This window comes from Thermoleptolyngbya sp. M55_K2018_002, assembly GCF_015295965.1.
Taxonomy (GTDB): Bacteria; Cyanobacteriota; Cyanobacteriia; order Elainellales; family Elainellaceae; genus Thermoleptolyngbya; species Thermoleptolyngbya sichuanensis.
In genome coordinates, this window is sequence record NZ_DVEA01000155.1 from 1 (window position 1) to 11387 (window position 11387).

Annotated in this window: 17 protein-coding genes; 5 read left to right on the forward strand and 12 right to left on the reverse strand. The window is 57.4% G+C overall.

The features are described 5' to 3' along the window. Positions 1 to 303: 303 nt before the first annotated feature. From IGS51_RS07535 to IGS51_RS07550, 4 genes are all read right to left on the reverse strand, one after another. A complete protein-coding gene (locus IGS51_RS07535) occupies positions 304 to 1599 on the reverse strand; it encodes a radical SAM protein (protein ID WP_297077676.1) in 1296 nt (431 codons plus the stop codon). After that, positions 1596 to 2192 carry a hypothetical protein gene (locus IGS51_RS07540; protein ID WP_297077678.1) on the reverse strand — a complete coding sequence of 199 codons (597 nt, stop codon included), beginning with the start codon at positions 2190 to 2192 and terminating at the stop codon, positions 1596 to 1598. Before IGS51_RS07540 ends, IGS51_RS07535 begins: the two co-directional genes overlap by 4 nt. Before the next feature lie 78 nt (positions 2193 to 2270). Then, on the reverse strand, positions 2271 to 3050 hold the full coding sequence (locus IGS51_RS07545) for a hypothetical protein (RefSeq protein ID WP_297077680.1): 780 nt from the start codon (positions 3048 to 3050) through the stop codon (positions 2271 to 2273). Then, positions 3040 to 3738, reverse strand: a complete 699-nt coding sequence (locus tag IGS51_RS07550; protein ID WP_297077682.1) for a sigma-70 family RNA polymerase sigma factor — start codon at positions 3736 to 3738, stop codon at positions 3040 to 3042. Before IGS51_RS07550 ends, IGS51_RS07545 begins: the two co-directional genes overlap by 11 nt. A 129-nt stretch (positions 3739 to 3867) precedes the next feature. On the opposite strand from IGS51_RS07550, the gene IGS51_RS07555 reads away from it, so the two are divergent. The 3 genes from IGS51_RS07555 to IGS51_RS07565 are packed head-to-tail and all read left to right on the forward strand — an operon-like array spanning position 3868 to position 4653. After that, entirely contained in the window at positions 3868 to 4191 is a 324-nt protein-coding gene (locus tag IGS51_RS07555; protein ID WP_297077685.1) for a hypothetical protein, read from the forward strand. Beyond that, a complete protein-coding gene (locus tag IGS51_RS07560) occupies positions 4188 to 4472 on the forward strand; it encodes a hypothetical protein (RefSeq protein ID WP_297077686.1) in 285 nt (94 codons plus the stop codon). The genes IGS51_RS07555 and IGS51_RS07560 overlap by 4 nt, the downstream gene beginning before the upstream one ends. Positions 4473 to 4509: 37 nt before the next feature. Next, entirely contained in the window at positions 4510 to 4653 is a 144-nt protein-coding gene (locus tag IGS51_RS07565) for a hypothetical protein (protein ID WP_297077688.1), read from the forward strand. Positions 4654 to 4721: 68 nt separating this feature from the next. On the opposite strand, the gene bet is transcribed toward IGS51_RS07565, so the two are convergent. Beyond that, positions 4722 to 5597, reverse strand: a complete 876-nt coding sequence (bet, locus tag IGS51_RS07570; protein WP_297077690.1) for a phage recombination protein Bet — start codon at positions 5595 to 5597, stop codon at positions 4722 to 4724. Between the two features lie 402 nt (positions 5598 to 5999). Beyond that, positions 6000 to 6224 (reverse strand): hypothetical protein, encoded by a 225-nt coding sequence (locus tag IGS51_RS07575; protein WP_297077692.1) that lies wholly within the window; start codon positions 6222 to 6224, stop codon positions 6000 to 6002. Between the two features lie 267 nt (positions 6225 to 6491). Between IGS51_RS07575 and IGS51_RS07580 the strand changes: the two genes are divergently transcribed. Next, complete coding sequence (locus tag IGS51_RS07580; RefSeq protein WP_297077694.1) at positions 6492 to 6722, forward strand: helix-turn-helix transcriptional regulator; 231 nt, start codon at positions 6492 to 6494, stop codon at positions 6720 to 6722. 7 nt (positions 6723 to 6729) lie between these two features. On the opposite strand, the gene IGS51_RS07585 is transcribed toward IGS51_RS07580, so the two are convergent. The 6 genes from IGS51_RS07585 to IGS51_RS07610 form a co-directional block, all read right to left on the reverse strand. After that, positions 6730 to 7200 carry a L,D-transpeptidase gene (locus IGS51_RS07585; RefSeq protein WP_297077696.1) on the reverse strand — a complete coding sequence of 157 codons (471 nt, stop codon included), beginning with the start codon at positions 7198 to 7200 and terminating at the stop codon, positions 6730 to 6732. Next, entirely contained in the window at positions 7197 to 8483 is a 1287-nt protein-coding gene (locus tag IGS51_RS07590) for a hypothetical protein (protein WP_297077698.1), read from the reverse strand. Before IGS51_RS07590 ends, IGS51_RS07585 begins: the two co-directional genes overlap by 4 nt. A 13-nt stretch (positions 8484 to 8496) precedes the next feature. Beyond that, entirely contained in the window at positions 8497 to 9216 is a 720-nt protein-coding gene (locus tag IGS51_RS07595) for a hypothetical protein (RefSeq protein ID WP_297077700.1), read from the reverse strand. After that, on the reverse strand, positions 9200 to 9664 hold the full coding sequence (locus tag IGS51_RS07600; RefSeq protein ID WP_297077702.1) for a hypothetical protein: 465 nt from the start codon (positions 9662 to 9664) through the stop codon (positions 9200 to 9202). Before IGS51_RS07600 ends, IGS51_RS07595 begins: the two co-directional genes overlap by 17 nt. Positions 9665 to 9830: 166 nt before the next feature. Further along, positions 9831 to 10142 (reverse strand): winged helix DNA-binding protein, encoded by a 312-nt coding sequence (locus IGS51_RS07605; protein ID WP_297077704.1) that lies wholly within the window; start codon positions 10140 to 10142, stop codon positions 9831 to 9833. A gap of 114 nt (positions 10143 to 10256) precedes the next feature. Next, the gene (locus IGS51_RS07610) at positions 10257 to 10853 is read right to left on the reverse strand and encodes a hypothetical protein (protein ID WP_297077706.1); all 597 of its coding nucleotides are present in this window, start codon (positions 10851 to 10853) and stop codon (positions 10257 to 10259) included. A 308-nt stretch (positions 10854 to 11161) separates the two neighbouring features. Between IGS51_RS07610 and IGS51_RS07615 the strand changes: the two genes are divergently transcribed. Continuing rightward, positions 11162 to 11359, forward strand: a complete 198-nt coding sequence (locus IGS51_RS07615) for a hypothetical protein (protein ID WP_297077708.1) — start codon at positions 11162 to 11164, stop codon at positions 11357 to 11359. Positions 11360 to 11387 lie beyond the last annotated feature (28 nt).

The following is an 11387-nucleotide window of genomic DNA, read 5'->3' on the forward strand; positions in this document are numbered from 1 at the left end:
TCGCACCCCCCGAAGCGCCCGGCGCATTTGCTGGCAGTCGAGCGGCGGCGGCTTTTGCTCTTTGAAGCGCCCGTCCTTGTAAGGGGGCACTGGGACGGGCTGAGGTTTCCTGGCTCAGAGCCTGTCTGAAGTCAAGACCAGGGGTTTTGGCAGCTTGAATGGACGCCATTTGTCCCGCATTAACCATGCCACCTTGCTCCGCCACTCGCGCAGCGGTCAGCCCAGCGGCGCTCAATGCCGCTTTGGTCGCAAAGGTTTTAGCTCCGCTTGCGCTTTTGACCATTTTCCCGCCGTTATCAGCCATTAGCCCGCCTCCAGTGCACTCAGTTCCGGCAATTCTTCAATCATGGCGATCGCCTCATACAGATCACCCCACCCGCACGGCTCTGGGTTGAAAGCCATACAGGGCATTCCGTTCTCGTCCACGATCAAAGCGTTCCCGTCTTCGCCCTCAGCTAAGGCATAACTCAGGGCTTCACAGCGTGCAGGCGAGAGCTTGTAGCGCGGCTCATCCCAAATCATTGCCAGCAGTGCGTCATAGGTAAATCTGTTCGTCCAATTCGGGATATCCCGGATTACGTTGTGCGCCGTTGCGCCAAGGTAGTGTCCTACGGATAGCTCTCCTTCTGGCAGAAACGGGGACATCAGTTCATGAAAATCATCAAAAGTCACGATCGCCCCTTTCTCTAACCCTTCGTCATGGCAAAGGTTGATGAAGTCTTGCATGGTCGGGAAGGTTTTGGGGTAATGGCGGCGGTAGATTTCCCAGAAGCCGGAGCGACAGCCTTGCCCACTTGAATAGACCTCCAGCCCGTTTTCCTGGCAGAGCGATCGCACGGTTTTAAAGCACTCTAGGTCCGCTGGGTCATACTGTTTTTTCTTTGCCCGGTCGATCAGCGCTTGAGTCAAACTCTCTCGTTCGCGTGGCTTTAACTGTTTTTCTTGGCTACTTGATAAATGCAGGCACTGCACCCAAGCCCCCTCAGCGCCCGCCGCCTTGATCTGCCGCACCAGTTCGAGCGGGCGGGGCAGCCATTCGGGGACGCAGGGATTGATGCCCACGACGACGGAGTGACCATGCTCTCTAAGGGTTTCGATGAGTCGAAGGCGATCGCCCAGGCTTGGCGCTCCAAGCTCAATCTTGGCTCTCAGGTCGTCGTCGTTAAATGCGATGCTGATATACCAGCACGACGGTTTCAGGAACTCCAAGACCTCGGGCATGTCGTCGGGTCGGCTGAATCCCTTGGTCTGAAAGGCGATCGGGATTTCTAGCTCGGTCATCAGGCGCATGATCGGAATCGCCGCCGTGCGGTTGCTGAGGCTGAACGGGTCGGTGCGGTTGGAGATTAGCACCGGGTATCCGTCGCGCAGCAGTTGTGCCTCTAGGGTGTTGCGGTTTTGGTAGTCTGCCAGCAAATTAACGGCTTGCTTGGAACCGTTGCGGGCTTTGCTTTTGCCGGATTTTGCGGCGTGGTGGCGATCGCCCAGCACGGCAAAGCAATACAGGCAACCCATTGAGCAAGGTTCAATAACCGATAGCTCTAGCGGGATGGGCGAAATAAGAAACTCGCCATAGTACGCGGTTAGCTGCTGGCTCACTGTAGTTCCATCCCCTCTAGCAGCTTGAGAAACACCTTTTTGTCGTCCTTCAGTCCATAGCCGCGCTTGACCGCTTGCCAGATCTGATTCTCGCGGTGATTGAGGACGATTGGGAGGACGTAGCGATCGCCATCCACCCCAGACCCAGCAGGCTCATCGTCATCATCCGGCGGCGGTTCACTCCAGTCCTCAATCTCAGACTCTATGAACCAGTCGCCAAGGTCATATTCGTCGTGCAGCTCCTCAAGCACTGGCTCATCCCAATCGCTCAGTTCTGAGGCGCGATTATCGGCGATCGCATACTGCGCCCACTGCCGCTCATCCAAGTCGTTGGCCACCACGACCACCAACTCATCAGGGCGACGCTCAACGACTCGCACCTTGTCGATGCCGACCTGCCCAGCCTCTTCCAAGGTGCCGTTACCTGCCCGCACAATGATTCGCCCATCCGGTAGGCGCTGACCCACCAGCGATCGCATGGGCCCGAACTTTTCCAAGCTGGTGCGGATCATGTAACTGCTGCGTTCGGTGCGCTTGCGGGCGTTGCGCGGGTCGAACTGGAGAGCGGCGATCGGGAGGATTTCTTCTGGCATAAGGGGAGGTTGGAAGGACGCTGGACTGGGTCAGGAGTGCAGCCCAGCGGATTGGTTTAGCTCCGGTGCGAGGGTTCCTCATTCAAGGATTTCGCGGGCTTCGTTGACCAGGGCAATAGGCGATCGCCCGCTAGAGATGACATTCACAAACCGCCGCAGCAAATCCTCTAGCAGCTCAATCCGCTCCCGCTCCACTTCAGATGAGGCAAGCGATCGCACGTCGGGCGCTGCTGATTTGGTTGGCGCAGGCGGGCGGGGGGCGGGTTCCTCTGGCAGCAGTTCGCTCAGCGGAATCTCGACCAATAGCCGTTCGTCCAGCACGGTGGCCACGCCCTCGCGCCGGTCGATCTCCCGGATCGTGACCGTGCGCCCAAACAGGTCGCTGGTAGGGTCTTTCACGACGATCGCCTTTCCAGGCACAATGCAGTCGATGTCGTTGCCCGCAATCAGCGCTTTGGCTCTGGTGTAAGAGATGCGATCGCCCGCCGCTGCCAATTCCAGCGCCCTCTGCCGTGCTGACTCGCCCGCTCTTGGCTCTGCCAGTAGCTTTGCTGCCTCAATGTCGAGCAGATGCAGGGTCTGCATTTCTTCGATCTGCGTCGCCCATTGATAGAGCCATTCGCAGCCGTAGGCAAAGCGCAGCGAGTAGGGAAATTCGTGAGACTGAAGCCACTGGCGATAGCAGGAAGCACTGCCCAACTGCGCTCGAATTTCGCTCAGCAGCCGTCCAATCTCGACGTGCGAGAGAACGGTCTGGCGGTGCAACGAGATAATTTGGGTGCATCTGTCGGCGATCGCCTCTCGCACCATCGGGTTCAAGCTGTGCCAGTTGAATGTAGCCACGATTTCAGTGGGCATCATTAGCCTCCAGACGGGTTTTCAGGCGTAGCAGCCCCGCCGCTGCGATCTGCTCCAGTTCGGCGGGGCAAAGCTTGAGGGTGGCTGCGACCTCGGCGGGCGATCGCCCTTCCAGATACAGCAGGCGCAGGGCGGTGCGGTGCGGATTGGGCAGTCGCGCCAGTTCGCGCCGGAGCTGCGTGATCCGATCGTCCTCGCCATCGGGCACGGCTGCCAGCGCAGCGCTGTCTAAATCTGTTAGCGGGTGGCGGGTTGTGATTTCTTCGATTTCGCGCCAGCGATCGCCCGAAATGCCGAGCGAGGCAGCGATTTTGTGGAGGGGCACGACGCGCCCTTTTGCCTGCCACCTGCGGGCGATCGCCCGCACCTTGCTGTTGATTTCGATTGCGCCGCGCGGCACTTTGCCCAGATCCCAGGCATAGTCTCGCAAAAAATGCTGAATCTCCCCGTGAATGTAGGGGACAACCAGGGAGCTGAACGCACAGCCCCGCGCCGGGTCGTAGCGCTCAATTCCTTTGAGCAGCCCAATTCTGGCAACTTGTAGCAAGTCCTCAAAAGGGACGCTGCACTGCTTGGCCCAGCGGTGGGCCACCTCTTTGGCGAGTCCGTCGTTTTGGGTGGCGATCGCGTTTCTGAGGGAGGGCGATTGCTCGGCGCGATACCTGGTGAGGGCGGTGGCAGGGGTCAAGGGAGTAAACCAGCACTGCCCTCATTTTGCACTGATCTGGGTGCTGTGCGCGACAAAAAACGCACACGCACCAGGAACTCTAGCGGATGCGCTCTCGTTTGGAGCAGAGAATGCAAAGGAGGAAGCCTTATGGATGGACGCAGCAGCTTCGGCGGTGGCTTAAACGACTCGCGGCTCGACTATTTGGCGGAACACGTCCCGGATATCGACCAGTGCGAATCCCTAGGCGCGTCGATCGCCCGCTCATCTCGCTACTCCTGCTGGAAACAGGTGAGGAGCATCTACGGGGATTCGTTCGGGTTCGGGTCTGGCGCTGTGTTTTTCGACAGGCGGCGTGGTTCGACCTACTCATTACCTGCGATCGCCTTGAGCGCGCAGAGCTTCGCGCAGAAAAATTCTCGGTCGCTCCAACAGCTACTCACCGCCTTACAATCGCCCGCCACTCGCGGTTGACTGGACGCACAAAAAACCTGCGGGTTGACGTGCTGTTTTTAGCGGATTGCTGCCTGTGCGATGCGCCCGGTGTGCGCGGGTTGGATGGCTGGGCGTTGCCCATTACCGACTCGCTTGCCTTGCAGCTAACCAAACGGAGCGAGGCAGAGCTAAAACTGCTCACCGAATACCGCACTGAAGACGAACGCCGCCAGGTGAGTGATCGCTGGCTGGGAATGCTGCGGGCATATTGTCGCGACTACTTCACCTCCTTTGATCCGATCGACGGTGCAGTCTCCTGACCCACCGCCCAAACTAACAGCGCGCCAAGAGGAGTTCTTGACGCGCTTCTTTGAGCTATGCGGAGAGTACGCCGCTGACGGGGTCGAGGGCTATTCGACGGGGCTATTCCAGTACGGTGAGGGCGATCGCCTTCGGCTGGCTATCAAGGCAGAGATTGTGCTGATTTTGCCTACTGATTAGACCAGTACGCCCAAAGCGCGATCGCCCCAGGCTTGAAACAGCTCAAAATCGCCCATGCCGGAAGGCGATCAAAATTCGTCCGCCACGTCAACATCAATCAGTGTTGCTTCAGGGGTCGGCATCGGTGCACCGTGGCGATCGCGCATGATCTCCAAAGCCCGCCGGATCTCTGACTCAATTGCGTTGCGGGCGATCGCGGGCAGCGTGCCTTCTGCCACCTTGGATAGCGCCCAATTTTCTAGAATCTCCAGCTTTTGGGGTGCGTCCTGTGACTGCATCGCCTCACGCAGTTTCGCCTCAAAAGTTAGCCAGATCCGGCTGTTGTGGTAGCTACTGGGTGGAGTGCGATCGCCTCCAAACTCGCCGCCGGGAGCGTCTTCCTGTGACAATTCCAGTCCTGCCACCTCTTCGGGAAATGCCTTACTGAGCGCCTGAGATTCGGCGCATTTTGCCAACTGATTGAAGGGCATTGACCCCCAAAGCGGGCTATTTTGCTTAAACTCATCCGCCAAGGCTATGCCGACGAACGGGCAGCGAACGCCGCCTAGAAGACGATAGACCGTCACTTTGGCAGCAACGGGCGATCGCCCTTGGCGCTTCATCTCGTAGGCGGAAAGCCCCTCATCGAATAGCGGTTCGTCACTGCCTGCGTATTGCCCAGTACGAGAGGCGATCGCCCGCAGCCCGCCAATGCCGACTTGAATCGCCATCTTGTAGCCCCCCAGCCCCTTGTCCCAGCGCCGAATTGCGTAGATCTGGCGACGAAAGGGCGAGAGTCCAGTCACCTTGCAGACATTCCAATAGTAGGCGAGTTCATCGTCAGACGGGCCCGGATCTTTGTCGCCGCCTTTGGTGATTAGCTGCGACTTGATTAGCTGAATTTGAGAGGATGACCAGCCTACATTTGCGATCGCGCTGGTGTCTTTGATTGCGAGGTTGCTCATGGGTTTCTGGGGTGCGTAGTTGGGTTGGCTGAAATACGTCAGCGTGTCGTTTTCAGCGTGTCGTTTTCAGCGATGGCTTCAATAGCTGCTTAGAGTTTGACACTCCCCCGGTTAGAAACCGGGGGCTTTACGCTGCTTTTCGTAAGTGCAGGGATCTTGGCTGCAGGCGGTGCGGACTTCGGACACGGACACGAACAGGAAAACCAGTAGTGATAGCATTTTGATGACCCTCCGAGGTCGATCCCGCCCTGTGGTTTGCGACTCTGGGGCGGGTTTTGCGTTTTCAACTCTGGAGAAACGCGCTCAGAGGGCGGGGGATAGCCGCGTTTATGTTCTGGTCGGCAGTCAGGGCAGAGTTTGCCAAACATGATCTCAAGCAGCCCGCCCATGCTGATTTTCTGATTAAGTGACTAGGGTGGGGCGGGCTGCGTAGTAGGCGGTGAGGATGGCATCGATCGCCAGCTCTTTGGTTTCCCAGGGCTTCACCTCCCAGTGGCCAAACGCGGAAAGCTGTAGCCCGTCTCCTTTGTCTCGACAGTAGGGGGAGTTAACCAACCAGCCGCCCCAAAGCGAGGAGTAAGCAACGCCGATCGCTTGTCCGTCTTCAATCACTTGCAGTTGAGTCATAATCTACCTGTGGGTCTTTTCTAGGGTTCACATGAAGGGCGATCGCCATTGCTTTTGCGGGCTGGCGATCGCCCTTTGCCGTATCTATAAGTCAGCGCTTCGCACAGTTCCTCAGATATCAAAGCTCTGATTAGCCGCCGTTGCTTGCGGGCTTACTGCTTATTCATTACTGTAAACTGTCTACTTTACAGGTGTCAAGTATCAATCTAGAATTGGGATAAGTTAGTAAGGGAGTTTGCCGGGATGCCCGTGAAAGTTAGGCGAATTGTGAAAACGGAGATCGATGTGCCTGATCTCCCTGCTGCGATCGAAGCGGCTAGGGGCAGGGCGGGGATTAGCGTCTCTGAGGTGTGTCGCGAGGCCGGGATATCCCGGCACTACTGGTACAACCTGGTCAGGGATCGGGAGGTGGCGATCGCAGAGCCGACGCTGCGGAAAATCGAGGACGTTCTAAAGACGGATTTTGGAGTCAGCTTTGAGGAGGGCGATCGCCCCTAAGGTTGGGTCATGGTCTGATCTCAATAGGGGTTCCAAGTGTGACTTGGGCGGCGATCGCCCTCAAGTCGAATTCATTTAGCCGTATACATCCGTTCGAGGGTTGGTGGATGTCGCCCTCATGGATGCCGTAGTAGCCCTCAGGCGCATTTCTGAAGCCCAGAAACCACTCGCCCAGCACCCCCTTAGAAATCTCGCCTGTTTGCGGATTTTGGTAGGTCGGGTTAGGGATTTTGGACGTGATCTGAAATTGCCCGAACGGGGTAGTCGGGCCAAAGCCCGCCGGATACGCTTGCTGCGTACCGGCGGGCTTGAGCAAGTACAGTGCCCGATCGCTCACATCTGCCACTAGTCGCACACCTTGAGGCGATCGCTGGCTGGGCTGAACTGACGCTGGGTTTTGCTGAGGGTCAGAGGTGAGCATCCCAAAAACCGGGATAAATGCCAGGACGCTTGCGATCGCTGGGGTCAATAGCTTCACAGTTCACTCTCCAATCGTTTGAGGTATTCCTTGCCTTCGTAGAACTTTGCGCCGCTGGCTGGATAGCCCAGCGCTTTGAGCTTTGCGGTCTGCGATGCGTTGGGGTTTTCTTGCAGCAGGGTTTGCAGGGTTTGCAAGTCCTCGGCAAAGTTGCGATCGCCTCCAGGCGCTTCTGGTTCAGCAGGGGCGATCGCTGTTGCAGGCTGCTTGCTCCGCAAACTGGATTCAAACAAGGTTTGCTCAAACTGCGCGGCGGCAACTGGCTGAGGTTGGCGCAGTTCTACTGGGCGGGCATGGATCTGGAAAACATTGACTGGGGGCTGCCCGCGCTCACGGCGGGCGTATGGCCAGTGCGATCGATGGAGGGCTGGCCCAAACTTAGAGATGTAGCAGGGATAAGCCATCGCAGACAGCCAATCACGTTGGGAGCGGCTAGCGCCCTCAATCTCTGCCCACTTGATGGCAATGCGCCCTTGGTAAACCTTGACGTAGGACTCAAGCACATCGCCCATGCCCTCAACGCCGTTTCCTTTGGTGCTGGCCACCTGATTGGCGGCGATACCAATAATGTTGTACTTACGCCCTTCGCTACCCAAGGTCTCCAGAAAGTCGCCCAACAAGTTTTCCAGATCGAAGGCTTCGCGCAGTAGCTCCGCTTTGCGCTCCGCGTCTCGGTTTGCGCCAGCAATCTGAGCTTCTTGCTTTAGCTTTGCCGACTCACGGGCAAATGTCCGCTTGAGCGCACCGATCTCATCCACTACCCAGAATAGCCAGGGGTGCTTTTGCCCTTTTCTGAGGTCGCGCTTGCGGCGCTCTAGCTCGGTGTCGCGCAGCCACTGCATCCACTGCACTGTCTGGCGATACTCCTCAATTACGGGCAGTCCTTGCCACTTCCCTGGCTCGTTGTGCCAATCAACGATTGTGATGTAGGGGATCTCAGCGCTGCCCATCATGCGGGGCATGGCGCTGAGCAGTGACAGCATGGCGCTAGTTTTACCGCTGCCGGGTTCACCCATGAAATAGAATCCAGTTGCTTGAGCGATCACATCGCCCCAGTGCGCCATTCCAGGGCACGGGTAAACCAGCCGCGCAAAACCCAGCTTGCAGGTTTTTTGCAGCATCTGATTTAGCGATGCTTGATCGCCCTGCCGATACAGCGCCTCAACTTGCGCCCCAATCTCTGTATCAAAGTGCGGCCCCAGCGCCATGCGGAAGTGCTGGGGTGTCACGATCTGCCCTGGCTGGAAGATGAGCGGGTTGATTGTGGGGCTGTATTTTTCCATATTTTTCCATTGCCTAACCTGCGTTTTGCTGTTGATCGACGGGTTGATTAAGGGGCTGCTGCGGGGATTTGGGCAACATTTCGCCAGCTCCACTCAGCAGGGCGATCGCCGTCACCGCAGCAATGATCGGCGTGGGGTATTCGATGCCGCCGCCGTTGGTTAGGTCGGTGTACATCCAGATCAGCCCTGCCGTTAGCAGCGTCCCCAGTAGCAGCCAGCTCAAGAAGCCGGAGAGCATGGCGATGCCGGCCATGGCGATCGCCAGCAGGCTAAAAGTCAGCAAGTCCATCTTTTGGGATTGCTGCCACTTCATGACCGCAGCCAGCAACAGTGCCACCGACAGGTAGAGCCACAGGTGGGAGGACTGGAAAACCATGAACCCAGCGATCCCTTTGCCCGTGCTGAGCCATGCACCCAGCGATACCGCCGCAGCAACTGCGACTAGGCGCTCAATCGGGTTCGATTTACCCTGCCCAGCCTTGCGGGGCGCTGCTTTGGTCTTGAGCGCTTGCAGGACATTGGCGATCGCAGCAGGTTGGGCGGACTGCTGAGCGAGGGGTGCGGGCGCAGTCGCGGGCTGTGCGATAGCAGCGCCCTGAGCTTGATTGCCAACGCTGTCCATCGCTGTCCAGTCGGGCGGGGGTGGTGCAGCATCCGGCGGCGGGTTGTGGATTAGGTTGATAACTTCGTCAACGGTCTTGGGCTTGTGCCCGTTGCTAGTAGCCGTTTCCATTGGGGGGCGCTCCGTAGTAGTGGATCTGGGGGGCTGGCCGCAGCCAGTAATAGTCGATGATGCTGGCTGTAAAAACAGCCCGATTAATTGCCAGAAATCCCATTGCAATCAGAAAGCAGATGGCGGCGTGGTGCAGGTTCGTGGGGTCAAAAGCAGGCGCTTCACGACGGGCGCAGATAGCGGGGCGATCGCGCTCTCTGCGCTCTGGTGCTGCGTGGTGGTGGTGATGGGTGACCTGATAGTTAACCGTCAAATCGCCTCCGACCACCAGCCTGCAATGCCCCTCTTGGGCGAGGGCTTGAAGCAGCATTTCCATGCCCTGCTGATCACCTTGTAAGTAGGCGGTTTTGGCGGCGGGGACAATCTCGGCGCGCAGCTCCAAGGGGGTCGCTTTTTCGATTACTTCCGGCGTGATTGCGCCGGGATTGTATTTGACAATTTGGCTCATGATTGGATGCTTTGCTGTAGGGTTGGCGCGGGCTGCTGAAGCTGGATCAAGCCAAGATTGCCGAAGCCGATTGAGACGAAAATGAGGGCAAAATATCCGATTAGCAGCTTGCAGATAAGGTCAACAATTCTGTCCATTTTGGTTGTCCTCTAGGGTTCTTCTTCTACTACTTCGAGCGTTGGGCGGGGTGGGGGTTTCGGGCGCTTCTGGGGCACTTCGTAGTAGTAGAAGCGACGGCAGAAGTGGGTTTTGAGCCGCTATCACTTCGGACACTTCTTCGGGCACTACTACGGAAAATCAGCCCCACTTCTTCGAGTCGTCTGAGGCTAGGGGCGATCGCCTTTTTGCTCATCCCGGTAAAGCGGGCGATCGCCTCTGGGGTCGGCTCCGAGTCGAGGTGGGCGATCGTGGCGATCGCTGCTCTGACTTCCCAATCAGCATCTTCAATTTGTGCAGCCTGGTAGATGACTTTCGGCATTTTTAGAGTCCTCAATGGGGGGCGGTTTTGGCGCGGCTGGGGCTATCTGCGAGGGTGTTTTTAGCAGCAGCCCCAGCGTCGTGAGGGCGATCGCAAAGGTCGCGATCGCAGTAATTAGGGCTGCGAGCTGCCACCCTCGGCAGGCTTTCCCATCGTCATCAGCTCATCAAAAAGAGCCTCAGCGGACTGGGTTGCGCTCGTCTGGCGCTCTGCCAGCATCCGGCTTTCTAGCGCCTTAACTTTGAGGTCAGTCTTGGCGGCGGCAATCTTATCAGCTAGCGCCTTGGCGTCTCTTTCTGCCTGCGTTAGCTGCTCCCGCTGCTGCTGCAGCTTGCCATCCATTACGGTATTGACCGCATTAAGCGCCAGGTCTGCGATCGCCACCAGCTTGGCCGTATCGGTCGAATCGCCTGCAATACCGTCAAAAAAGCGCACCATCTGACTTGCGTCAAACCCTTCTGGTAGCTGGATTTCACGGGCATTAACAGCGGCGAGACTGCCAGGGCGCACAAACCCATCGGGCACAACCTCGGCGGGCGATGCGACGGGCTTAGGCTCCTGCGAATCCTCAATGTTGTACTCAAACTTAAGGCGGGCGATCGCGTCCGGTGTCAGCCCTTGGCTCACATCAATTCCGAGCTTTTGGCAGTCCCGATAGACCGTCGCCTTAGGAAGGTCATGGTCTTTACAGAACGAAGTTAGCGATTTCATGGGCAGATCTCCTGGAATGCTTGATGAAACTGGGTGAAACGGCTTGAAACAACCGTGAAACACGAAAAATTAATACTTTCAGCGATCGGTTTGAAACAAAATCCAGAAAACCTAGTTTCCATATCGTTTCTGGCGTGTTTCACGATCGCCATGAGAACGAGAATAACACACTTCTTCCGTTAGTGACCCGTACTAACGGAGTTTTTACGGGGTAAAATTCTGAGAAGTTGCAAAAACCGCCCCTAGTAAGGCGTAGGATTATGGAAAATCAAGACTCAGAAGTTATGCCACGCACTGACAGCCCACGCATGATTGAGATCAAGTTCGCCGTTCCCGAGCCGCTGCTCAGGGATCTGGAGGCGATCGCCGAATCCGAGGGCTGGAAACTGGCAGAACTCAACCGTATCGTTTGGGAGCGTGGCTTTGCAGCCTATGCCGAAGGCAGCAATAAGCGCTTGGTGAACCGGAAAATGCGCGGCGCGACTGACTCCAAAGAGGAGGGCTGATGATCGACTATTGGAGGAACCCGATTAA

Bases quoted from the DNA above. Each gene is read 5' to 3' on its own strand.
- IGS51_RS07540 (WP_297077678.1), bottom strand. From the start codon at position 2,192: ATGCCAGAAGAAATCCTCCCGATCGCCGCTCTCCAGTTCGACCCGCGC.
- IGS51_RS07545 (WP_297077680.1), bottom strand. From the start codon at position 3,050: ATGCCCACTGAAATCGTGGCTACATTCAACTGGCACAGCTTGAACCCG.
- IGS51_RS07555 (WP_297077685.1), top strand. From the start codon at position 3,868: ATGGATGGACGCAGCAGCTTCGGCGGTGGCTTAAACGACTCGCGGCTC.
- bet (WP_297077690.1), bottom strand. From the start codon at position 5,597: ATGAGCAACCTCGCAATCAAAGACACCAGCGCGATCGCAAATGTAGGC.
- IGS51_RS07575 (WP_297077692.1), bottom strand. From the start codon at position 6,224: ATGACTCAACTGCAAGTGATTGAAGACGGACAAGCGATCGGCGTTGCT.
- IGS51_RS07590 (WP_297077698.1), bottom strand. From the start codon at position 8,483: ATGGAAAAATACAGCCCCACAATCAACCCGCTCATCTTCCAGCCAGGG.
- IGS51_RS07595 (WP_297077700.1), bottom strand. From the start codon at position 9,216: ATGGAAACGGCTACTAGCAACGGGCACAAGCCCAAGACCGTTGACGAA.
- IGS51_RS07600 (WP_297077702.1), bottom strand. From the start codon at position 9,664: ATGAGCCAAATTGTCAAATACAATCCCGGCGCAATCACGCCGGAAGTA.
- IGS51_RS07605 (WP_297077704.1), bottom strand. From the start codon at position 10,142: ATGCCGAAAGTCATCTACCAGGCTGCACAAATTGAAGATGCTGATTGG.
- IGS51_RS07610 (WP_297077706.1), bottom strand. From the start codon at position 10,853: ATGAAATCGCTAACTTCGTTCTGTAAAGACCATGACCTTCCTAAGGCG.
- IGS51_RS07615 (WP_297077708.1), top strand. From the start codon at position 11,162: ATGATTGAGATCAAGTTCGCCGTTCCCGAGCCGCTGCTCAGGGATCTG.